22 protein-coding genes are annotated in these 21,735 nt (G+C 69.8%); 13 read left to right on the top strand and 9 right to left on the bottom strand.

What is annotated here, in order from left to right:
* Positions 1 to 44 precede the first annotated feature (44 nt).
* Positions 45 to 1,421, bottom strand: coding sequence for a glutamate decarboxylase (locus ACFVW6_RS07050; RefSeq protein WP_378825311.1), 1,377 nt, complete (start codon positions 1,419 to 1,421; stop codon positions 45 to 47).
* A gap of 178 nt (positions 1,422 to 1,599) precedes the next feature.
* Here ACFVW6_RS07050 and ACFVW6_RS07045 point away from each other — a divergent pair, with 178 nt between their 5' ends.
* The 3 genes from ACFVW6_RS07045 to ACFVW6_RS07035 are packed head-to-tail and all read left to right on the top strand — an operon-like array spanning position 1,600 to position 4,821.
* Complete coding sequence (locus tag ACFVW6_RS07045; protein WP_378825313.1) at positions 1,600 to 3,024, top strand: APC family permease; 1,425 nt, start codon at positions 1,600 to 1,602, stop codon at positions 3,022 to 3,024.
* Positions 3,021 to 3,458 (top strand): hypothetical protein, encoded by a 438-nt coding sequence (locus ACFVW6_RS07040; protein WP_378825315.1) that lies wholly within the window; start codon positions 3,021 to 3,023, stop codon positions 3,456 to 3,458. Before ACFVW6_RS07045 ends, ACFVW6_RS07040 begins: the two co-directional genes overlap by 4 nt.
* A gap of 10 nt (positions 3,459 to 3,468) precedes the next feature.
* Positions 3,469 to 4,821 carry a dipeptidase gene (locus tag ACFVW6_RS07035; protein ID WP_378825318.1) on the top strand — a complete coding sequence of 451 codons (1,353 nt, stop codon included), beginning with the start codon at positions 3,469 to 3,471 and terminating at the stop codon, positions 4,819 to 4,821.
* Here ACFVW6_RS07035 and ACFVW6_RS07030 read toward each other — a convergent pair whose 3' ends face one another.
* Positions 4,822 to 5,466, bottom strand: a complete 645-nt coding sequence (locus ACFVW6_RS07030) for an MBL fold metallo-hydrolase (protein WP_355270937.1) — start codon at positions 5,464 to 5,466, stop codon at positions 4,822 to 4,824.
* Between the two features lie 179 nt (positions 5,467 to 5,645).
* On the opposite strand from ACFVW6_RS07030, the gene purS reads away from it, so the two are divergent.
* Both purS and purQ read left to right on the top strand, forming a co-directional pair.
* Entirely contained in the window at positions 5,646 to 5,882 is a 237-nt protein-coding gene (purS, locus tag ACFVW6_RS07025; RefSeq protein WP_022565847.1) for a phosphoribosylformylglycinamidine synthase subunit PurS, read from the top strand.
* Positions 5,879 to 6,556 (top strand): phosphoribosylformylglycinamidine synthase subunit PurQ, encoded by a 678-nt coding sequence (purQ, locus tag ACFVW6_RS07020; RefSeq protein WP_355270938.1) that lies wholly within the window; start codon positions 5,879 to 5,881, stop codon positions 6,554 to 6,556. The genes purS and purQ overlap by 4 nt, the downstream gene beginning before the upstream one ends.
* A gap of 54 nt (positions 6,557 to 6,610) precedes the next feature.
* Here the strand turns inward: purQ and ACFVW6_RS07015 are convergent, their stop codons facing one another.
* Positions 6,611 to 7,687, bottom strand: coding sequence for a substrate-binding domain-containing protein (locus ACFVW6_RS07015; protein WP_378825323.1), 1,077 nt, complete (start codon positions 7,685 to 7,687; stop codon positions 6,611 to 6,613).
* 60 nt (positions 7,688 to 7,747) lie between these two features.
* On the opposite strand from ACFVW6_RS07015, the gene ACFVW6_RS07010 reads away from it, so the two are divergent.
* A complete protein-coding gene (locus ACFVW6_RS07010; RefSeq protein ID WP_355270942.1) occupies positions 7,748 to 8,179 on the top strand; it encodes a MarR family transcriptional regulator in 432 nt (143 codons plus the stop codon).
* Here ACFVW6_RS07010 and ACFVW6_RS07005 read toward each other — a convergent pair.
* Entirely contained in the window at positions 8,176 to 9,042 is an 867-nt protein-coding gene (locus ACFVW6_RS07005) for a helix-turn-helix domain-containing protein (protein WP_378825326.1), read from the bottom strand. The two genes, ACFVW6_RS07010 and ACFVW6_RS07005, sit on opposite strands and share 4 nt — an antisense overlap.
* 54 nt (positions 9,043 to 9,096) lie before the next feature.
* Between ACFVW6_RS07005 and ACFVW6_RS07000 the strand changes: the two genes are divergently transcribed.
* Positions 9,097 to 10,389 carry a M18 family aminopeptidase gene (locus tag ACFVW6_RS07000; protein ID WP_378825329.1) on the top strand — a complete coding sequence of 431 codons (1,293 nt, stop codon included), beginning with the start codon at positions 9,097 to 9,099 and terminating at the stop codon, positions 10,387 to 10,389.
* A 35-nt stretch (positions 10,390 to 10,424) separates the two neighbouring features.
* Here the strand turns inward: ACFVW6_RS07000 and ACFVW6_RS06995 are convergent, their stop codons facing one another.
* Positions 10,425 to 11,735 (bottom strand): glycosyltransferase 87 family protein, encoded by a 1,311-nt coding sequence (locus ACFVW6_RS06995; RefSeq protein ID WP_378825331.1) that lies wholly within the window; start codon positions 11,733 to 11,735, stop codon positions 10,425 to 10,427.
* A 162-nt stretch (positions 11,736 to 11,897) separates the two neighbouring features.
* Here ACFVW6_RS06995 and purL point away from each other — a divergent pair, with 162 nt between their 5' ends.
* Positions 11,898 to 14,192, top strand: coding sequence for a phosphoribosylformylglycinamidine synthase subunit PurL (gene purL / locus ACFVW6_RS06990; protein WP_378825333.1), 2,295 nt, complete (start codon positions 11,898 to 11,900; stop codon positions 14,190 to 14,192).
* A 22-nt stretch (positions 14,193 to 14,214) separates the two neighbouring features.
* Positions 14,215 to 16,038, top strand: a complete 1,824-nt coding sequence (locus ACFVW6_RS06985) for an alpha/beta hydrolase (protein WP_378825335.1) — start codon at positions 14,215 to 14,217, stop codon at positions 16,036 to 16,038.
* 48 nt (positions 16,039 to 16,086) lie between these two features.
* Here ACFVW6_RS06985 and ACFVW6_RS06980 read toward each other — a convergent pair whose 3' ends face one another.
* Positions 16,087 to 16,377, bottom strand: coding sequence for a YiaA/YiaB family inner membrane protein (locus ACFVW6_RS06980; RefSeq protein WP_019044829.1), 291 nt, complete (start codon positions 16,375 to 16,377; stop codon positions 16,087 to 16,089).
* A gap of 141 nt (positions 16,378 to 16,518) precedes the next feature.
* Here ACFVW6_RS06980 and ACFVW6_RS06975 point away from each other — a divergent pair, with 141 nt between their 5' ends.
* Together ACFVW6_RS06975 and ACFVW6_RS06970 are read left to right on the top strand one after the other, a co-directional pair.
* The gene (locus ACFVW6_RS06975; protein WP_378825720.1) at positions 16,519 to 18,252 is read left to right on the top strand and encodes an alpha/beta hydrolase; all 1,734 of its coding nucleotides are present in this window, start codon (positions 16,519 to 16,521) and stop codon (positions 18,250 to 18,252) included.
* Between the two features lie 88 nt (positions 18,253 to 18,340).
* The gene (locus ACFVW6_RS06970; protein WP_378825337.1) at positions 18,341 to 19,015 is read left to right on the top strand and encodes a CPBP family intramembrane glutamic endopeptidase; all 675 of its coding nucleotides are present in this window, start codon (positions 18,341 to 18,343) and stop codon (positions 19,013 to 19,015) included.
* Positions 19,016 to 19,033: 18 nt separating this feature from the next.
* Here the strand turns inward: ACFVW6_RS06970 and ACFVW6_RS06965 are convergent, their stop codons facing one another.
* The 3 genes from ACFVW6_RS06965 to ACFVW6_RS06955 all read right to left on the bottom strand — a co-directional run bounded on the left by ACFVW6_RS06965 (position 19,034) and on the right by ACFVW6_RS06955 (position 20,580).
* Positions 19,034 to 19,432, bottom strand: coding sequence for a HicB family toxin-antitoxin system (locus ACFVW6_RS06965; protein WP_378825339.1), 399 nt, complete (start codon positions 19,430 to 19,432; stop codon positions 19,034 to 19,036).
* The gene (locus ACFVW6_RS06960; RefSeq protein WP_378825341.1) at positions 19,429 to 19,647 is read right to left on the bottom strand and encodes a type II toxin-antitoxin system HicA family toxin; all 219 of its coding nucleotides are present in this window, start codon (positions 19,645 to 19,647) and stop codon (positions 19,429 to 19,431) included. The genes ACFVW6_RS06965 and ACFVW6_RS06960 overlap by 4 nt, the downstream gene beginning before the upstream one ends.
* 63 nt (positions 19,648 to 19,710) lie before the next feature.
* Positions 19,711 to 20,580, bottom strand: coding sequence for an alpha/beta fold hydrolase (locus ACFVW6_RS06955; protein WP_378825344.1), 870 nt, complete (start codon positions 20,578 to 20,580; stop codon positions 19,711 to 19,713).
* Positions 20,581 to 20,662: 82 nt separating this feature from the next.
* On the opposite strand from ACFVW6_RS06955, the gene ACFVW6_RS06950 reads away from it, so the two are divergent.
* Entirely contained in the window at positions 20,663 to 21,295 is a 633-nt protein-coding gene (locus ACFVW6_RS06950) for a TetR/AcrR family transcriptional regulator (protein WP_378825347.1), read from the top strand.
* A 31-nt stretch (positions 21,296 to 21,326) separates the two neighbouring features.
* The gene (locus ACFVW6_RS06945; protein ID WP_378825349.1) at positions 21,327 to 21,734 is read left to right on the top strand and encodes a sterol carrier family protein; all 408 of its coding nucleotides are present in this window, start codon (positions 21,327 to 21,329) and stop codon (positions 21,732 to 21,734) included.
* Position 21,735: the final 1 nt, after the last annotated feature.

The following is a 21,735-nucleotide window of genomic DNA, read 5'->3' as shown; positions in this document are numbered from 1 at the left end:
CGCCGCGCGCACATCGGCGATCACGCGCGCGGCGACGGCCCCTGTTACGGCACCTCGGGCGCGCCGTCGTGGGTGAACCCGCCCGCCTCCGCGCGGGTCAGGGGCGTGCGCCGCGGGTTGGTGGCGAGCTGGTGCAGGCCACGTTCGATGTCGGCGAGCAGCATCTCGACCATGTCGACGGTGAAGCCGTGCCGGAACACCGCGCGCATGATGGTCTGGTCCTGGCGGTCGGCGGGCAGCGGATACGCGGCGATCAGCCAGCCGCGGGCGCGCAGCCGATCCGACAGGTCGTAGAGGTTGTAGTCGACGCCATCGGCCAGGCGCCACGCCACCGCGGTGATGCCCCGCGCCGGCTCGCCCGCGTGGATCAGCTCGAACGGGCCCATGGCGCCGATGCCCTTCGCGAAATGCCGGGCGACCAGGTAGATCGTCGACTGCACGCGGGTGTAGCCCGCCCGGCCGAGCCGGATGAAGTTGTAGTACTGGGTGATGACCTGGCCGCCGGGCCGGGAGAAGTTGAGGTTGAAGGTCGGCATGTTGCCGCCGAGGTAGTCGACGTCGAAGACCAGCTCCCTGGGCAGATCGGCGGCCTCGCGCCAGATCGCCCAGCCGACGCCGAGCGGGGCCAGCCCGGTCTTGTGGCCGGAGGCGTTGATCGACTTCACGCGCGGTAACCGGAAGTCCCACACCAGATCCGGCGCGGTGAACGGGCCGAGGAAACCGCCGCTGGCCGCGTCGACGTGGATCGGGATGTCCGGGCCGCCGCCCGCGTGCAGCCGGTCCAGGGCGGCGCTGATGGCGGCGACGTCCTCGAACAGGCCGGTGAAGGTCTGGCCGAAGGTCGGCACCACCGCGATGGTGTTGTCGTCGCAGTAGATCGGCAGGTCGTCGGGGTGCAGGGTGTACCGGTCGCCGCGCAAGGGGACTTGCCGCAGTTCGACATCGAAGTAGCGAGCGAACTTCTCCCAGCACACCTGCACCGGGCCGGACACCAGGTTCGGCATGCCCGTGCCGCCCCTGGCCCGCCAGCGGAACTTGGCCGCCAGCCCGCCGAGGATCGCCGCCTCGCTGGAGCCGGTGGTCGAGGTGCCGAGCGTGCTCGCCGGATCGGGGGCGTGCCACAGGTCGGCGAGCATCCGCACGCAGCGTTTCTCCAGCTCGGCGGTCTGCGGGTACTCGTCCTTGTCGACGATGTTCTTGTCCGTCGACTCGGCCATCAGTGTGTGCGCCTGCTCGTCGATCCAGGTGGTGCAGAAGGTGGCCAGATTCATCCTGGCGACGCCGTCGAGGAGTAATTCGTCGTGCACGATCTCGTAGGCGACGTCGGGAAAGAGTTCGTACGCGGGAAAACCGCCGTGCGGGGCGGGGCGGGTGAACCCGGGAAGGCTGAAAAGGTCATGGGGGTCGTGATTCTCGGCCACTGTTCCTCCAGTCGGCGGATGCACTGCCAGGTGATAGCTCTACCGGGGATCTACAACGATTCCATCGCATATGCGCTCGTTTCGAGCCTACCGGGAGGATGCTCGACAGTTACTATGCTTGGGCAGTTGGTCTCGAGGGTTTCCGCTAGTTGTGTAGACACAGCAGGAGGCAGCGCTGATGACGGGCTCCGCGACGAAAGCCGCGACGACGACGAAGTATTTGTCCTGGGTGACATTGGCGCTGATGACCACGAGTTCGGTGGCCAGCCTCCGCTCGGCGCCCACGATGGCGGTCTACGGACTCGCCTGTGTATTCCTCTACATCATTCCCGCGATTCTGTTCCTGCTACCGACCTCGCTGGTCGCCGCGGAACTCGCCTCGGGCTGGCAGGGCGGCGTTTACAAATGGGTCGGGGACGGGCTGAACAAGCCGCTCGGCTTTCTCGCCGTCTGGTGTCAGTTCGCCATGACGATTTTCTATTACCCGAGCCTGCTCGCTTATGTGGCAAGTACTTTCGCGTACATCATCGATCCGTCGCTGGCGTCCAACGGCCTGTATGTGGCGATCGTGATCATCACCGTCTACTGGGCAGGCGTCTATGTGTCCTCGCAGGGCACCAAGACGGTGGCCGGGCTGTCGAGTATGGGCCTGGTGATCGGCACGCTGATTCCCGGCACCGTGCTGGTGGTGCTCGGTCTGGTGTTTCTCGCGCAGGGTAATCCGTCTGCGGCGCCGATGGATTCGAGTCACCTGCTGCCCGCCTGGACCGGTCTGGCCAGCCTGGTGCTGATCGTGAACAACTTCCTGTCCTACGCGGGCATGGAGATGAACGCGGTGCACGTGTCGTCGCTGAAGAACCCGGCCAGGGAATTCCCGAAGGCGATGTTCCTGGCGATGGGTCTGGTGCTGGTCATCTTCATCCTGCCCGCGCTGGCGATCAGCTGGGTCGTCCCGTCGGCGAGCCTGAGTCTCACGGCCGGTGTGATGCAGGCGTTCGACGGCTTCTTCAGCCACTTCGGCATCGGCTTCCTCACCCCGATCGTCGGCATCGCGCTGGTGGCGGCCGCGGTCGGCGGCATGCTCACCTGGCTGGCCGGACCGTCCAAGGGACTGTTGCTGATCGGGCGCAGCGAGGGCTATCTGCCGCCCTGGCTGACCACGATGAACAAGCACGGCGTGCAGCAGAACATGCTGGTGGCGCAGGGTGTGTTCACGACCTTCATCGCGCTGCTCTACGCCTTCATCCCGAATGTCTCCAGCGCGTACTGGATTCTGTCGGTGATCACCACGCAGGTGTATCTGATCATGTACGTGCTGATGTTCGCGGCGGCCGCCAAACTGCGCCGCGACGATCCCGATCATCCGCGCGGCTATCGGGCGCCCGCCCTGTTCGCGCTCTGCGGTCTCGGCGCCGCGTCCTCGATCGCGGCCTTCGCGATCGGCTTCGTGCCGCCCTCGCAATTCGGCTCGGGCAGCCCGTGGGTGTATCTGCTGATCGTCGGCGGCGGCATGGGCGTCGTCGGCCTGCTGATCCCGTACCTGTTCTACCGAAATCGCAGGGACAGCTGGAAACTCGCCGTTCCGGAAGGGGAACAGGTATGACGACCGGAGACGCCCCCGAACACAAGCGCCGCTGGATCTACATCACCGCGGGTGTGCTGCTGGTGGTCTTCGCCCTGATCGGTCTGCTCACCTTCAGCGAGATCCGCGAGAGCACCCAGGCCACCACCAAAGCCGAACAGCTGCACAGCGATCTGGTCGCGGCGGGCCTGCCCGCACCGGAGCCGCAGGTGATCGCCGACGCGCTCGGCGAGGACGGCGGCTCGGTCTGCCAGGATCCGAGTTCGCCGCTGATCAAGGCGAAATACCAGGCCTCGATCACCAACGGCGCCGCCGGGCCGGGGCAGCGCCCGGTGATCGGCCCGCGCGACACCACCCAGGCGGTGGCCCTCACCATCGCCGTCTACTGCCCGGATCGCTTGTCGGACTATCTTTCTCATCTCGACACCCTGAAGCTGGACGACACCACGAAGTGAGGCGCGAGCGATGACGGATACCCCCGAAGTGGCTGCGTTGCGCACCACGATCGCCGGGCTGATGGGCCGGGCGAAAAAGGATCTCACCGAGCTGGTTTCGCTCAAATCGGTCGCCGACCCGCGCCAGTTCCCGCCCGAGGGCTGCGAGCAGACCGCGCAGTGGGTGGCCGACGCGTTCGCCGCGGCCGGGCTGACCGAGGTGGGCCTGCACGAGACGCCCGACGGCAGCAAGGCCGTCATCGGGCACAAGCCGGGCCCGCCCGGCACACCGACGGTGCTGCTCTACTGCCACTACGACGTGCAGCCGCCGCTGGGCGACGACGCCTGGAACACCCCGGTCTGGACGCTCACCGACAAGGATGGTCGCTGGTTCGGCCGCGGTGCCGCCGACTGCAAGGGCAATATCGTCACCCACCTGACGGCCCTGCGTGCGATCGGGCCGGACTTCCCGATCGGGATCAAGGTGGTGTCGGAGGGCTCCGAGGAGCAGGGCACCGGCGGGCTGGAGAAGTTCGTCGTCGCCAATCCCGACCTGCTCGCGGCCGACGTGATCCTGGTGGCCGACTGCGGCAACTTCGCGGTCGGCGTGCCCACCTTCACCCAGACCCTGCGCGGGAACGTCAATGTCGTGGTCACGGTGAAGACGCTGGCGGGGCCGATGCACTCGGGCATGTTCGGCGGCCCGGCGCCGGACGCGCTGGCCGCGATGATCCGGCTGCTGTCGTCGCTGCGGGACGAACACGGCAACACCACCATCGACGGGCTCACCGACGATCAGAAGTGGACCGGCGTGCAGTACCCGGTCGAGGACTTCCGGGCCGACGCGGGCGTGCTCGACGGAGTCGACCTGCTCGGCAGCGGCACCGTCTCGGACATGGTGTGGGCCCGGCCCGCGCTGACCGTGCTCGGCATGGACGTGCCCGCCGTCGTCGGATCGTCGGCGGCGATCCAGCCGAGCACCAGGGCCCGGCTCAACCTGCGCATCCCGCCGGGCACCGAACCCAAGCAGGCCCTCGACCTGCTGGAGAAGCACCTGCGCGCGCACCTGCCGTGGAACGCCCAGCTCGAGCTCGAGGTGGAGGCGCTCGGCGAGCCGTTCGTCGCTTCCGAGCAGGGGCCGGCGCGCTCGGCGCTGGAGCAGGCGATGGCGACCTCCTACGGCAGGCATGTGACCACCGAGGGGCAGGGCGGCTCGATCCCGCTGTGCAATGTCTTCGCCGACACCTATCCGAAGGCCGAGATCATGCTGATCGGCGTCGAGGAGCCGAAGTGCCTGATCCACGCGCCCAACGAGAGCGTGGACCCGACCGAGATCGAGCACATGGCGCTGGCCGAGGCGCTGTTCCTCAGCACCTACCGCTGATCAGAACTGCGCCTGGTCCTCCGGCTGGATCACCCGGAATTCGGTCCCGGCCGGGGCCATCTCGGTCAGCCTGCCGAAGTAGATGCCCTGCGCCGCCGGCTCGACGATCCCGAAATGGACCGGGACGGCGGTGCGGGGATTGACCGCGCGCAGGTAGTCGACGGTGTCCCAGATCCGCATCCACGGCGCGACGGCCGGGATGGCGAGCACGCCGACCGGGACCGGTGGCACCCACAGCGAGTCGCCGGGGTGCACCAGCTGGGCCGGATCGGCCGCGGTGCCGAGCTGGAAGACCGTGTTGTCGATCACCGGGATGTCGGGGTGGATCACGGCGTGACGTCCGCCACCGCCGGTGATCTGCAGGTCGCCGATGTCGAGCACCTGGCCCGCGGAGACCGGCTCCCACCCCTCGCCGCGCTGCTGGGCGGTCTGCGGGTCCGACAGCAGGCGGGCGGTCGGGTTGGCCTCGATCAACGCCTCGATCCGGGTCGGATCGATGTGGTCGGGATGCTGGTGGGTCACCGCGATCGCGTCCAGTCCGGTGATGCCCTCGAAGCCGTGCGCGAAGGTGCCGGGATCGAACAGCACTTTCACGCCGTGCAGTTCCACGAGGATGCAGGAATGACCGAAGTGGGCGATGCGCATACCCGATGCTATCGCCGCCGATCCCGGTGGGCCCGGAGGCGGAAGCGGAGTGTGGCCACGCAGGGCCCTCGGGGGTCGGCGCCGTCGAACACAGCCGCCGCTACCCCGGAAGGCGGGTACGACGGCCGGGTCAACTAGGATTTCCGAGGTAACCCCCCACACCACATGAGGAGCAACGCGTGGCACGAGTCGTGGTCGAGGTCATGCCGAAGGCCGAGATCCTGGACCCCCAGGGACAGGCCGTGGTCGGCGCGCTCCCGCGTCTGGGATTCGCTGGAATCTCGGATGTGCGGCAGGGCAAGCGATTCGAGCTCGAGGTGGACGAGAGTGTCTCCGACGCCGAGCTCGAGCAGATCGCCGAGGCGCTGCTGGCCAACACGGTGATCGAGGACTGGAAGGTCGTTCGGGTCTCGTGAGCGCACGCATCGGCGTTATTACTTTTCCGGGCACGCTCGATGATGTCGACGCCGCCCGCGCGGTGAAGCTGGCGGGCGCCGAGGCCGTGAGCCTGTGGCACGCCGACGCCGACATCAAGGGCGTCGACGCGGTCATCGTGCCCGGTGGCTTCTCCTACGGCGACTACCTGCGCTGCGGCGCCATCGCCCGGTTCGCGCCGGTGATGGGCGAGGTCGTGCGCGCGGCCGGTCAGGGCCTGCCGGTGCTCGGCATCTGCAACGGCTTCCAGGTGCTGTGCGAGGCCGGGCTGCTGCCGGGCGCGCTGACCCGCAACGAGGGCCTGCACTTCATCTGCCGCGACGAGTGGCTGCAGGTCGAGGCGACGAACACCGCCTGGACCTCCCGCTACGAGCAGGGCGCGCAGATCCTCATCCCGCTGAAGTCGGGCGAGGGCCGCTACCAGGCGTCGCAGCAGGTGCTCGACGAGCTCGAGGGCGAGGGCCGCGTGGTGTTCCGCTACGCGGGCGACAACCCGAACGGCTCGCAGCGCGGCATCGCGGGTATCTCCTCGGCCAACGGCCGGGTCGTCGGCCTGATGCCGCACCCCGAGCACGCCACCGAGGCGCTGACCGGCCCGAGCGACGACGGTCTCGGCATGTTCTTCTCGGTCATCGACAGCCTGATCAACGCCTGAGTTCGCACATACCGACGCCCCGGCCTCCCTTCGAGGACCGGGGCGTCGTCCGTTTCAGGGCAGCCGGTCGATGATGTCGAAGTCGACGCCGTCGGTGCGGGCCAGGTGGGCCGGGCCGACGGCCTGGTTGCCGAGGAAGCCGTTGCGGGTGGACGGGCCGTCGAGGACGATGCCGTCGGCGAGCCTGGCCGAGATGGTCGGGACGTCCAGGGTGCCGACGGTGTCGGCCAGCGTGCGCAGCAGGTGGACGGCCTCGTAGGTGGAATTGCTGAACGTCGTCAGCGCGGGGGCGAAGGCGCCGTGGTGCTCGCGGTAGCGGGTGCGGCGGTCGCGGCCGTCGGCGGTGTGCTCGTCGACGAAGAAGCTCGACGCGACGAACATGTTGGCATTGGCCGCCGGGCCCGCGCTGAGCAGCACGTTCTCGTCGACGGCCGGACTCAGTCGCGGCATGATCGCGGGCAGGCCGGTCGCGGTGAACTGGCGATTGAAGCGGGCGGTGTCGGCGCCGACCATCAGGATCAGCACCGCGTCGGCGCGCAGCAGGGCCGGGCTGTCGAGGAATGCGTGGAAATCGGTGGTGCCCAGCGGCACGTACTGCTCGAGCACGAGGTCGGCCGGTGAGGGCAGCGCGCGGCGCAGCGCGTTGACGGTCTGCCGCGGCCAGATGTAGTCGTTGCCGATCACCGCCCAGCGGCGTACGCCCAGCTCACGGGCCATCCAGGCGACGGCGGGCACGGTCTGGTGATCGGGATGCTCGCCCACCAGCAGGACACCGGGGCGCTCGTCGGGCAGGCCCTCGTGATCGGTCGCGTAGAGGTAGGGAACCCGGCCGTCGACGGCGTCGGCGACGGCGCGGCGCACGGCGGAGGTGTGCCAGCCGGTGATCGCGCCGACCATTCCGGTCGCCAGGAACGCGTCGACTTCGGCGGCCACCTCGTACGGCGGACGGCCGCCGTCGAGGGTTGTCAGCCGAATTTCCCGGCCCAGAATTCCTGTCCCACTATTGATTTCGTCGACGGCCAGGGAAATGGCGGCGGTGCACGACGGTGCGATGATGCCACCGGGGCCCTGAGTGGGCACGATCGAGAGAATCTCGATCGTTTCGTCCCGACTCTCGTCGAACGTGGGCATTCTGTACTCTAACGCCTAGTGCGAACAGGTTTGTTCGAATGAATGTGTCGGCAGGTGGGAATGCAATCGGTGTCCATCATAAGTGGGTGTTCCACGCTGCACGGCGCGCTGCGCTCGGCAGAACGTAACTGGGTGCGCCAGCTGGAATCGGCGTTGTCGGCCGACAATCTCACGGCCGACCACTGGGCGATTCTGTCGCAGTTGTCCACCGACGACGGCATGACCATGTCGGAATTGGCGGCGGCCGCGCGGCTGGCGCCGTCCTCGGCCACCCGGCACGCCGATCATCTCGCCGAGCGCGGGCTGATCTTCCGGGTCGCCGCCACCGACGATCGCCGCCGGATCCTGATCGGGCTCAGCAGTCTCGGGGCGAAGCTGGTCACCAAGATCCGGGCCGAGGAACAGCTCGCGGAGGAAGAGCTCCGTGCCCGCCTGGGCGCGCGGCGCTACAGCGAGCTGGCCGCCGCGCTGTCCGTCATCGCCGAGCTCTAGCCGGCATTCACCGGGCGCCGGACGAATCTTCCCCAGGCCCGGTAGCGGTCCCGGGCGATGGTCGGCAGGTAGGCCGGGACCAGCGCGCCCGGTGTCTGGTCGGCGAAGGCCGACACGTCCCGGCACAGGTGGGCCTGATCGGTGTACCCGCAGGCCGCCGCGACCTCGGCGGCCGGTGTGCCCGCCAGCAGCTCGTCGACCGCGGACCGGAAGCGGACCAGCATGGCCGCCCGCTTGGGGGTCAGGCCGATCTGGGACTCGAACCGCGCCCACAGCCGCTTGTGGCTCCAGCCGAGCGAGGCGGCGAGCGCACCGATCCGCACCTGGCCGCCGGTGCTGAGGATGCGGCTCCAGCCGGCGAGCACCTCCGGGTCGGGCGTGCGCGTCGGCCGATCGCCGTGCGCGAGAAACGATCTGGTGATCGCGAAGCGGTCGTCCCAGGTCGGGGCGGACGCGAGTTGGGCACGCAGCCGCCGGGCCCGCGCGCCCCACAGGTCCTCCAGGTCGACCGCGCCCCGGCCCAGCTCCGCCGGGGACACACCGAGCAGCGAGTACGCCCGCACCGGTGACAGCCGGACCTCGACACACGCCGCCCGCGCGGCCCGCACCCGCATGGCCTCGATGGGCAGTCCGGCGACGAAGCCGCCGAGGGTCCGGCTGCCGAACGCGTCGTCGACGTGCAGGTCGCGATCCCCGAATTCGATCAGCACGGTGACCGATGCCGCGCCCGCGACGCGCAGATCCAACCCGGCCCCGGCCGCGTCGCGGTAGCCGATGATCCCGGTCCCCGGCGTCGTCACCGCGGCCGGACCTGCGAATTCCCAGTCACCGTCGGACCGGCGCTCGACGTCAACACTGCCCACTCGTCCAGGCTACGGACCGGCGTGGCGGGCGACCCTGGGGCTAGGATCGCGGCTGTGCCTGTATCCCTGACTGCGGCCACGGCGAGTGGCTTGTGCGCGTTCATCGATGCCTCGCCCTCGCCGTTCCACGTGTGCGCGACGGTCGCCGCCGAGCTGGCCGCCAACGGGTTCACGCCGTTGACCGAGGCACAGGCGTGGGAGAGCGCGGGCGGGAAACACTATGTGGTGCGCGGTGGTTCGCTGATCGCGTGGGCCGACTTCGACGCGGCGCCCGCCGACCCGTTCCGGGTGGTCGGCGCGCACACCGACAGCCCGAACCTGCGGGTGAAGCAGCATCCCGACCTGGCGACGGCGGGCTGGCAGCTGGTCGGGCTGGAGCCCTACGGCGGTGCGTGGCTGAACTCCTGGCTGGACCGCGAACTCGGTCTCTCCGGCCGGTTGAGCGTGCGCGACGGCGCGCGGATGAGCGACGTGCTGGTCCGCATCGACGACCCGATCCTGCGGGTGCCGCAGCTGGCGATCCACCTGTCCGAGGACCGGCGCGGGGTGACGCTGGACCCGCAGCGGCACGTGAACGCCATCTGGGGCATCGGTGACGCCCCGGCCTCCTTCCTGGATTTCGTGGCCGACCGCGCCGGCGTCGACGGTGCCGACGTGCTCGGCTGGGAGCTGATGACCCACGATCTCGCGCCGAGCACGCTGGTCGGCCGGGACAACGACCTGGTGAGCGCGCCGCGCCTGGACAACCAGGGCACCTGCTACGCCGGGCTGCAGGCGTTCCTCGCCGCCGTCGACGAGCCGGGCGCCGCGACGCCGGTGCTGGTGATGTTCGACCACGAGGAGGTCGGCAGCCAGTCCGACCGGGGCGCGCAGTCGGACCTGCTGCCCGCGGTGCTCGAGCGCATCGTGCTGGCGCGCGGTGGCGGCCGGGCCGATTACCTGGCCGCGCTGGCCGGTTCGGTGGTCGCCTCCGGTGACATGGCCCACGCGACCCACCCGAACTACCCGGACCGGCACGAGCCGGCGCATCGGATCGAGGTCGGCGGCGGACCGGTGCTCAAGGTCAACCAGAACCTGCGCTACGCCACCGACGCGGCGGGGGCCGGTGCGTTCGCGCTGGCCTGCGCCCAGGCGGGAGTTCCGTTGCAGCGCTACGTGCATCGCGCGGATCTGCCGTGCGGGTCGACCATCGGGCCGATGACCGCGGCGCGCACCGGCATCTCGACGGTCGACGTGGGCGCACCGCAATTGGCCATGCACTCGTGCCGCGAACTCATGGGCGCTGCCGACGTTCCCGCCTACGCCGCCGCGCTCGCCGCCTTCCTCACCCCGGCTGCCCTGGACTGAGCGAACACCGAAGGGCCGCCGCGTGAATCCCGCTGTCAGGCGGTCGCGAGTTCCGGTGCGGCGGGGGCCTTCTTGGTGGGGCGGTAGGTGATGACCGCGTACACGATCACCGCGAAGGTGGTCCAGACGTAGGCGCTGCCGATGATCTGCTGCCACCACGCCCAGTCGAGTTCCTTGCCGCCGGAATGCGGCAGCACCCACTGCGGGCCGATGATGAACATCACGGTGAACAGCGCGACCACGGTGGTGAACGCTCGCGAGCGACGCCGGGTGACCTGATCGACGGCGACGACCAGCGCGGGCGCGACCCACACCCAGTGGTGCGACCACGAGACCGGCGACACCAGCAGCACGGCGGCCGCGTTGACCAGCAGCGCCGAGACGTCCTTGCCCGCGCCGATCAGCCGGTACATCCAGACCGCGGCCAGCGCGACCGTGACGGCCGACAGCGCGATCCACAGCCCGGTGGCGACCGACTCGTCCATCCCCAGGCGGAACAGCGTGCCCTTGATCGACTGGTTGCCCGCGAAATACGGGGTGCCGATGCGGCCGGTATCGGTGACGGTGTCGAACCAGTACTCCACCGAATCGGCCGGGAACAGCAGGAATCCGAGCCCGACCGCGCCGACGGCCGACACGACCAGGGTGATCGCGGCCTTCCAGTCCCGCTTCAGCAGGAAGTAGAGCAGGTAGGCCGCGGGGATGAGCTTGATCGAGACCGCGATGCCGATCAGCATGCCGCGCGGCCAGAACGGTTTGCGGACCAGGATGTCGAGGGTGATCGCGGCCATCAGGATCAGGTTGATCTGGCCGAAGTTGAAGGTCTGGCGGACCGGTTCGAGGAATTGGGCCAGGCCGAGACCGGCGATCACCACGGTCAGCACCGCGATCCGGTCGAGCTCGGGACGCACCCGGACCAGGACCAGCCACAGCGCGATCCCCAGGCTCAGCAGCGAGGTCACCAGCACGACGACCTCGGCGACCGGGATCGGCATCAGCGCCAGCGGCACGAAGAACGCCGCGGCCAGCGGAGGATAGGTGAACGGCAGACCCAGCCCGTAGACCGGCGGCATCGGCCCGTACAGATCGCCGCCGTCGAGCCAGACGCGGGCGCCGTTGCGGTAGACCCGCAGGTCGATGTAGCCGTGCCACCAGTGCGCGAGCAGCGCGATCGCGGCCGAGACGACGAACAATCCGATCGCGGCGGCCAGCCAGCGCAGCCGCCGGTCCCGGTCGGTCCGCGCGGGTGGGGGAGCCGACGGTCCGGCCGGAGTGGAACTCGGCACCGCGTCATGCGCGGGAGCAGTCGACTCGACCTGCTCGGCAACCCCCGGACTCTCGTTCACGGCGTCAGACTAACGGGTAGGTAGCGAGGCGAAGCGTAGGTGTGACCAGGCCGGGTGCGAGGTCTGTCACTTGTTCGCAACACAGGCCCTGGGCGGGCGGCTTCCGCGTAGCCAACTAGACTCTGGTGGCAAGTCCCCCGGCCGAAAGGACCCTGGTCTCCCGTGACACTGCAGGTCGACACCGTCGCCACCGCCGTAGCCACCCCGGATGCTCCGCAGCCGTACAAGGAACTCGGTCTCAAAGACGACGAGTACGCCCGCATCAAGGAGATCCTCGGCCGTCGGCCCACCGACGCCGAGCTGGCGATGTACTCCGTGATGTGGAGCGAGCACTGCTCCTACAAGTCCTCCAAGGTGCACCTGCGCTACTTCGGTGAGACGACGACGCCCGAGATGAAGGCCTCGATGCTGGCCGGCATCGGCGAGAACGCCGGCGTGGTCGACATCGGCGACGGCTGGGCCGTCACCTTCAAGGTGGAGAGCCACAACCACCCGTCCTACGTCGAGCCGTACCAGGGCGCGGCCACCGGCGTCGGCGGCATCGTGCGCGACATCATGGCGATGGGCGCGCGCCCGATCGCGGTGATGGACCAGCTGCGCTTCGGCGCGGCGGACGCGGCCGACACCCGTCGCGTGGTCGACGGCGTCGTGCGCGGCATCGGCGGCTACGGCAACTCCCTCGGCCTGCCCAATGTCGGCGGCGAGACCGTCTTCGACGCCTCCTACCAGGGCAACCCGCTGGTGAACGCGCTGTGCGCGGGCGCGATGCGCGTGGAGGACCTGCACCTGGCCTTCGCCTCCGGCGCGGGCAACAAGATCATCCTTTTCGGCGCGCGCACCGGCCTCGACGGCATCGGCGGCGTGTCCGTGCTCGCCTCGGACACCTTCTCCGGCGAGGAGACCGGCACCGGCCGCAAGAAGCTGCCCGCCGTGCAGGTCGGTGACCCGTTCACCGAGAAGGTGCTCATCGAGTGCTGTCTGGACCTGTACAAGGCCGGCCTCGTCGTCGGCATCCAGGACCTCGGCGGCGCCGGGCTGTCCTGCGCCACCTCGGAACTGGCCGCGGCGGGCGACGGCGGCATGCACATCGACCTGACCAAGGTCCCGCTGCGCGCAAAGCACATGACCCCCGCCGAGATCCTGTCGAGCGAATCGCAGGAGCGCATGTGCGCGGTCGTCACCCCCGAGAACGTGGACGCCTTCATGGCCGTCTGCAAGCGCCACGACGTGCTGGCCACCGTCATCGGTGAGGTCACCGACGGCGACCACCTCGTCATCACCTGGCACGGCGAGACCGTCGTCGACGTGCCGCCGCGCACCGTCGCCCACGAGGGCCCGGTCTACGAGCGCCCGGTGCAGCGTCCCGACACCCAGGACGCGCTGATCGCCGACACCACCGCCACGCTGCCCCGGCCCAAGACGGCCGACGAGCTGCGCGAGACCCTGCTGCAGCTGGTCGCCAGCCCGCAGCTGTGCAGCCGCAAGTGGATCACCGAGCAGTACGACCGCTACGTGCGCGGCAACACCGTGCTGGCCGAGCACGCCGACGCCGGCGTGGTGCGCATCGACGAGGAGTCCGGCCGCGGCATCGCGCTGGCCACCGACGCCTCGGGCCGCTACACCAAGCTCGACCCGTACACCGGCGCGCAGCTGGCGCTGGCCGAGGCCTTCCGCAATGTCGCCACCACCGGCGCCACCCCGAAGGCCGTCACCAACTGCCTGAACTTCGGTTCGCCGGAGGACCCGGGCGTGATGTGGCAGTTCCAGCAGGCCGTGCGCGGTCTCGCGGACGGCTGTGCGGCCCTGGGCATTCCGGTGACCGGCGGCAACGTCAGCTTCTACAACCAGACCGGCAAGGACGCCATCCTGCCCACCCCGGTGGTCGGCGTGCTCGGCGTGATCGACGACGTGCACCGCCGCATCCCGACCGGCCTCGGCCTGGAGCCGGGCGAGTCGCTGATCCTGCTCGGCGACACCCACGACGAGCTGGACGGCTCGATCTGGTCCCAGGTCGTGCACGATCACCTCGGTGGCGTGCCGCCGAAGGTCGACTTCGCCCGCGAGCAGCTGCTCTCGGAGGTGCTCACCTCGGGCTCGCGTGACGGCATGATCTCCGCCGCGCACGACCTGTCCGAGGGCGGCCTGGCGCAGACCGTCGTCGAGGCCGCGCTGGCGGGCGAGACCGGCTGCCGCATCGTGCTGCCCGAGGGAACGGATGCGTTCGTGCAGCTGTTCTCCGAGTCGGCCGGGCGCGTGCTCGTCGCGGTGCCGCGCTCGGAGGAGACCCGCTTCACCAAGATGTGCGACGCGCGGCAGCTGCCGTGGGTGCGCATCGGCGTGGTGGACCAGGGCTCGGATTCGATCGAGGTGCAGGGCCAGTTCTCGGTGACACTCGCCGAATTGCGCGAGGCGTTCGAGGGCACGCTGCCTAAGCTGTTCGGAGCGCACACCGCCTGAAACGTCGGATGAGGAGTCGAGCTTGACCACAGAGGACACGAGCTCGACTCCCACTCCGGCCACGCCCGACACCCCGGCCGCGCCCGAGACTCCCGTCGCGCCCGACAAGACGGCCGCGCCGGACAATCTGGTCCTGCGCGGAATCCACCTGGTCGAGCGGTTCTTCCACCCGAACTACACCGGCCTCGTCGTGGCCACGATCTTCTTCTGCTGGTCGCTGACACCGTCGCTGCTGCCGCGCGACTGGTTCTTCCAGGGCCTGGTCAGCGGCATCAACGCGACCATCGGCTACGGCATCGGCTCGGCCCTGGCCTGGGCCTGGGGCAAGTGGGTGCGGCCCAGGATCACCCTGCCCGCCCGGGTTGCCGAACTCTGGGCGAAGCGCCCGAGCTGGACGTCGATCGCGGTGAAATCCGTGATCGTGCTGGCCTGCCTGATCGTCTCGATCGCGCTGAGCGTCCAGTCCGCGCACTGGCAGCGCCAGATCACCGACCTGATGGCGATGGAACCGATCTCCGACTCCGGCTACCCGCGCACCGTGCTGGTCGGCGCGGTGGTGGTCGGCCTGCTGATCTGGCTCTCGCGCGGCGTGGTCCGGCTGGTGCGGTTCGTGGCGCACGGCCTGAACCAGTGGGTCCGGATCCCGGCCTCGTTCGCGCGGCCGCTCGGTGTGCTCATCGTGATCATCGCCGCCGTGCTGCTGTTCAACGGCGTGCTCGCGAAAGGCTTCTTCACCGTGGCGAATTCGGCGTTCAGCGCCCGCAACAGCCACACCTCCCCGCACGCGATCCAGCCGACGCTGCCCGAACGGTCCGGCAGCCCCGAGTCGTTGGCGAAGTGGGACACCCTCGGCTCGGAGGGCCGGTGGTTCGTGTCCAACGCGCCGACCGCACTGGCCATCGGGGAGGTCACCGGAAAGCCAGCGCGCGAACCGATCCGGGTGTACGCGGGGCTGGAATCGGCCGACGGCTTCGAGGCGCAGACCGATCTGGCCGTCGCCGAACTCGACCGGACGAAGGCCTTCGAACGGGAAGTGCTGGTGGTGATCAGCACGACCGGCACCGGCTGGGTCGACTCGACCAGCGCCGAGTCGATCGAGCTGATGTACAACGGCGACAGCGCCCTGGTGGCGACGCAGTACTCGTATCTGCCCAGCGCCCTGTCGTTCCTGTCCGACCGCGACAAGTCGATGACCATGGGTCGGCTGCTGTTCGACAAGGTGTACGAACGCTGGTCGGCGCTGCCCGCGGACGCCAGGCCCAAGCTGCTGGTCTACGGCGAGAGCCTCGGTTCGCAGGGCTCGGAGGGCGCGTTCTCCGGCCTGGCCGACATTCGCAACCGCACCGACGGCGTGCTCTGGGTGGGTCCGCCCAACTCGAACCGGCTGTGGTCGGAATTCGTGCGCAGGCGTGATCCGGGCACCGAGGAGATCACCCCGATCTTCGCGGACGGGCTCTCGGTGCGCTTCGCCGCGAGCGCCGATCAGCTGGGCAGGCCCTCGGACAACTGGACCGACCCGCGCATCGTCTACCTGCAGCACGCGTCCGACCCGGTGGTGTGGTGGTCACCGGATCTGCTGTTCTCCGAGCCGGATTGGCTGCGCGAGAAGCGCGGACCCGATGTGTCCCCGGCGATGTCATGGTATCCGATCGTCACGTTCTGGCAGGTCGCGGCGGATCTGCCCCGCGCGCAGACGGTGTCCAACGGGCACGGCCACAACTACGGCAACGTGGTGCCCGACGCGTGGGCCGCGGTGGCCGAACCACCGGACTACACACCGGAACTGGCGGAGCGGATCAAGGCGTACCTGGTCGAGTCGGCCGCCACCGAGCATCAGCTGAAGTAACCGGGCCGGGCAGCGCCGAACCCCTCGATCGGGGCTGCCCGGACCCGGCTACGACACCGATCGGAACGGATTGTGCTCGGCGATCAGCTGTTCCAGCCGCGCCTCGTCGATCCGGCCGATCAGGGACTGGGCCTCCTGCTGGTCGCGCACCACCTTGGCGAGGGTGAAGCAACTGGTGACGAGGAACAGCCCCGACATCGCGAGGAAGCCGCGCTGCCAGGCGTCCAGCGGCAGGTAGGCGATCCCGGCGCCGGTGCCGATCAGGCTGACGCCGAACGCGATCGCGGCCTGGACCATGTACGCCGAGGTGTTCTTCGGCTTGGCATTGGGTGTGCTCATGTCCATCAGTGTGCTGACCGGGGGATTCACGCGGGCGCGTGAAACTACTCGAGTGCGATGGGTAGTTGCCGGACCCGGCCGGGAGTGACCGACCCGCCATCCACAACGCCCCGCTGGGCGAAACCGGCCAGCCATACTGGTCTGGTGTCCGCGACAGGCTCGACCCTCGTGACGCTGCGTGCGCGCGGCGCCCGGCTGCTGCGCCGGGTCGAGGACGTCGTCGACCTCAACTACCCCGGCCTGGTCCTGGCGACGCTGTTCTTCGCGCTGTCGGTGACGCCGTCGTTGGTCCCGCGCGACTGGCTGTTCCAGGGTCTGATCAGCGGGATCAACGCGGCGATCGGGTACGGGCTCGGCTGTGTGCTCGAATGGCTCTTCCGGCGCTGGGTGCGCGCGCGGATCCCGATCCCGAGCCCGTCGGATCGGCTGCGCTACGCGATCAAGGCGACCGTGCTTGTCGTCTGCGCGCTGGTCGCGGCGGTGATGCTGGTGCAGTCGGCGCGCTGGCAGCGCGAGATCACCTCGCTGATGGGGATGACGGGCACGACGACGCCCGCCTACCTGCGGACCGGGCTGCTCAGTGTGGCCGTCGGAGTCGCCGTCGTCGCCGTCTACCGGACGCTGCGGATCCTGGTGCTGGTGCTGGCGCGCCAGCTCAACCGCTGGGTGCGGGTGCCGCGCGAGCTCGCGCCCGCCGCGGGCGCGCTGGTGCTGGTCGTCTTCGCGGTGACGGTGTTCAACGGTGTCGCCTCGCGGGCGTTCTTCGCGGTCGCCAACTCCGCGTTCAGCGTGCGCAACGACCACACCTCCGACTACGCGCTGCAGCCGGCGAAACCGGAGCGCTCGGGCAGCCCGGAATCACTCGCGCCGTGGCAGACCCTCGGGTTCGAGGGCCGCTGGTTCGTCGCCAACGGGCCGAGCGCCGACGACATCACCGAGGTGACGGGAAAGACCGCGCGCGAACCGATTCGGGTCTACGTCGGGCTGGAATCGGTGACCGGCGAGCAGACCGCCGCGCAGCTGGCCGTCGCCGAACTCGAGCGGACCGGCGCGTTCGAGCGCGAGGCCATGGTGGTGGTCACCACCACCGGGACCGGCTGGGTCAACGCGACGGCGGCGGGCGCGGTGGAGTACCTGTACGGGGGTGATACGGCCATCGTCGCCACGCAGTACTCGTATCTGCCCAGCGTGCTGTCGTTCCTGTCGGACCGGGAGAAGGCGGCCGCGGCGGGCCGGGAGCTGTTCGACGCGGTATATCAGCGGTGGCTGGCGCAGCCGCCGGAGCATCGGCCGAAGCTGTTCGTCTACGGGGAGAGCCTGGGGTCGCAGGGCTCGGAGGAGGCGTTCGGCGGGCTCGGCGATCTGCGCGAGAAGGTCGACGGGGCGCTGTGGGTGGGGCCGCCGAATTCGAATCGGCTGTGGCGGCAGTTCGTCGACCGGCGCGACCCCGGCTCGCCCGCGGTGGCGCCGATGTACGCGGACGGGCTCGTCGTCCGATTCGCCGATGACGCGGTCGATCTCGGTCCCGCCGCGACCTGGCGCGAACCCCGCATCGCCTATCTCCAGCACCCGTCCGACCCGATCGTGTGGTGGTCGGCCGACCTGATCCTCACCCAGCCGGACTGGCTCAGCGAGCCGCGCGGACCGGATGTGTCCACCCAGATGCGGTGGGCGCCGTTCGTGACCTTCTGGCAGGTCACCGCGGACCTCACCAATGCCCAAGGGGTTTCGGACGGGCACGGGCACCGGTACGGGAGTCTGGTGCTGGACGGGTGGCTGGCGGTCGGGGCGCCGCCGGGGGTGAGCCCGGAGGTCGTCGAAAGTATCCGGGCCGCACTGGAATCGGCGGACGAGTACGAGCGGGCCGTGAAGTGAGCCGGGTCGCGACGACGCTCACGTACCGCGCGTCCCGCAGTGGGCGGTGGGCCGTGGCGTGTCCGGATCGCGGGTGCGAGGGGCGGTCGTGAGGCACAGCGGAGTACGCGCACTCGGTCTGCGCGAGCGGGTGCGGGTGGGTGTCGCGCTGAGTCTGCCACCACTGTGGAGCAATTGGCTGCTGCCCGCGTCGCGCCTTCGGCTGCGTGGCCGCACCGTGGCGAACCTCGGCTTCGCGGCGAGCTACGCGATGGTGTTCGGGGGGAGGCCGAACTGGTCGTCGGCCAAGGGATTTCGCTGGGGCCTGGGTGGTGCCGCGCTGGTGTTCGCCGGTTACGGTGTGGCGCTGGCGGTTCCGGCGCTGCGAAAGCTGCCGCTCGAGGTGGCCGAGCGCGTGCCCGAGACCTCCACGCTCGAATGGATCGCCCTGCACATCCCCGTCGGCACCGTGCTAGCCGAGGAGGCGATGTTCCGCGGCACCCTCGACCCACTACTCGACGAGACCATCGAACCACGAGTCGCGGCCCTGGCGGGGGCGCTGGATTTCGGGCTGTGCCACATCCGGCCCGCCCAGGCCACCGGCGAATCGGTGCCAGGAACCGTCGCGCTCACCACCCTCGCCGGTCTGGTTTTCAGCGCACTGCGCAGGCACACCGACAGCGCGACCGCCCCCGCCCTGCTGCACCTGGCGATCAACGCGGGGGGAGCAGTGCTCCCACTCGCGGCCCAGCGGATCGAACTCAGGTCGGGTCGCGGGGCGTGACCGCCCGTCGTTTTCCGCTCAGGAATTCGCCAGTTGGGATGCTCGCTGGAAGGTCACGCCGAGCACGGCGCCGATGTCCCGGACCGGAACCCCGTCGGCGGCCAAACGCCGGGCCGTCGCGGTCGCTACCCGCATGGCGTGTGCTTCCTGGCGAGCGGCCTCGGCACGTGCTTGCGAGACTTCCTCCGCGGCGGCGGTCACGTCGGTGCTGCCGACCCGGGCGGTGATGGCGAGTTCGATCGTCGACGGGGCGACATCGGCGACCGTGCAGATGTAGTCGGTCGCTTCCTTGGCGATATCGGCGTAGCGCCGCGCCTGGGTGAGGCCTTCGATGTTGCCGTTGACGCCGTCCAGTTGAGGGATTCGGATCATCCACCAGCGGTCGTCCCGGGACACGTCGATCTGGTAGATGGTCATGATTCCTCCGTGCATTGCGCCTGGCACTGGGTGATCGCCTTGTTGACGGTGCGGACCATCCCTGGTGACTGCGAGTTGTGCCCGGATGCCACGGTCACCGTGACGACGCCATGTCGGCAAATCCACATCGTGTGGCTGCCTTTGCCCGGTCGGCTGATGAATCCGGCCGCGACGAGGCGCTTCAAGGTCGTGCGCGTGGGTTCCGGTGCAATCACCAGATTAGTCTAGTCGGATAGAAGTAATCTAGTCTAATCGACTAGACACTCCTGTTTCGCTGGTCAGGCTGTGGCGACGAAGCCTGCTACGGCGTCGGTGAAGGCGTCGTTGTCGTCGCCGGCGGCGGTGTGGGCGGCGGCGGTGATCTCGGCCAGGCGGGCGTGCGGGGCCAGGGCGAGGAAGGCGGCGGCGCCCTCGTCGCTGACCACGTCGGACTTGCCGCCGCGGACCAGCAGGACCGGGATGGTGAGGGCCTCGGCGGCGGCTTCCATGTCGTCGATGCGGGCCTGTGGGTTGTCCTCGAGGCCGGTGAGCAGGTCCGGATCCCAGTGCCAGTACCAGCGGCCCTCGCGTTGGCGCAGGTTGCGCAGCAGGCCGTCGGCGTTGTCGGGGCGCGGGCGGTGCGGGAGGTAGGCGGCGACCGCGTCGGCGACCTGGTCGAGGGTGTCGAAGCCGTCGCGGTGCCTGCCGAGGAAGTCCATGACGCGTTCCACGCCGGCGGATTCCGAGCGCGGCACGATGTCGACCAGCACCAGCGCGCGGATGGCGGCGCCGCCGGGCGTGGCGGTGGCGAGCAGGCCGGTGATGCCGCCCATGCTGGCGCCGACGACGACCGCGCCGTTGCCGGGGGTGGCGCCGAGCTGGTCGAGCACGGTGAGCAGGTCGCCGACCATGGCGTCGCGGGTGTAGTCGCGGGTGGGCGACCAGTCGCTGTCGCCGTGGCCGCGGGCGTCCACCGCGACGACATGCATGCCCGCCGCGGCCAGGGCGCGGCCGGTGCGCTTCCACGAGTGCCGGTTCTGGCCGCCGCCGTGCAGCATCACGACCAGCGGACCGCCCGGGGTGCCGAAGCTGTCGGCCACCAGGGTCAGCTCGTCGGAGCTGCGCAACCGCAGGGTCGTCGGTTCGGTCGGCTCGGTGGAGCTCGGCATGACACCTCCTGAACGTGGTTCACTGTGCTGAACGTTGTTCAGAATGTAGCGTGAGGCCCCGATCGAAGGGAAGTGGGGACCAGTGGCCGCATCGAGCCGGGCGGGGCGTCGCGACGAGATCGCCGAGGCCAAGCGCGCGATCATCCTGCGCGCGGCCAGGACGATCTTCGAGGAAGACGGCGTCGACGCGGCCAATATCCGGGCCATCGCCACCGCCGCCGGCTACACCCCCGGCGCGCTCTACGCCTACTTCCCGAGCAAGGAACACATCTACGCCGCCCTGCTCGGCGAATCGCTGGCCCGGCTCTCGGCCGAGGTGGCGGCGGTGACCGTCCTCGACGACCCCGCCGCCCGGTTCCGCGCCGCGGGCCTGGCCTTCTTCGACTTCTACGACGGTAACCCCCGCGACCTGGACCTGGGCTTCTATCTCTTCCGCGGCGGCATCCGCCCGCACGGCCTCGGCGCCGAACTGGACGCCGGTCTCAACGCGGCCATGCTGAGCGGCCTCGGCCCGATCGTCTCGGCGGCGGTGGAACTCGGCGCCACCGAGGAGCGCGCCCGCGTCATCACCGCCGACGTCCTGGCCCACCTGTCCGGCCTGCTCCTGCTCGCCCACACCAAGCGCCTCGCCCTGCTCGGCGGCGTCGACGCCCGCGCGATGATGGTCGAGTACCTCGACCTGCGCATCGATGCCCTCCGCGCCGGACACGGCTGACCCGTCGCACCCCTTCGGTAGCGTTCCCGGGATGGCTGGACGGAAGACGGTGGAGCCCGCGCAGGTGCGGGCGGCGGTGCTCGCGGTGGCGGACTGGCTGCGGTCGGCGGCTGCGGCGGCGCCGGAGCGGTCCCAGGTGGCCGCGGCGGTGCGGGGCACGGCCAGGGCACTGGCGGCGGACGCGCCGGGGCACTCGGTGGAGGTCCGGGTGCCACCGTTCGTCGCCGTGCAGTGCATCGAGGGTCCACGGCACACCAGGGGAACCCCGCCGAACGTGGTGGAGACCGACCCGCGAACCTGGTTGCTGCTGGCCACGGGCCTGCTGGAGTTCGACGACGCGGTGCGTTCCGGCGCGCTGTCGGTCTCGGGGCTGCGCGCGGGCGAGATCGCCGGATGGCTGCCGATCGTCCCGCTGGCCCCGGAGGAGACGGGGCCGTAGC

The organism is Nocardia sp. NPDC058244 (assembly GCF_042882065.1).
Lineage (GTDB): Bacteria > Actinomycetota > Actinomycetes > Mycobacteriales > Mycobacteriaceae > Nocardia.
The sequence above is the reverse complement of the archived record's forward strand: the minus strand, read 5'-3'. Positions and strand labels throughout refer to the sequence as shown.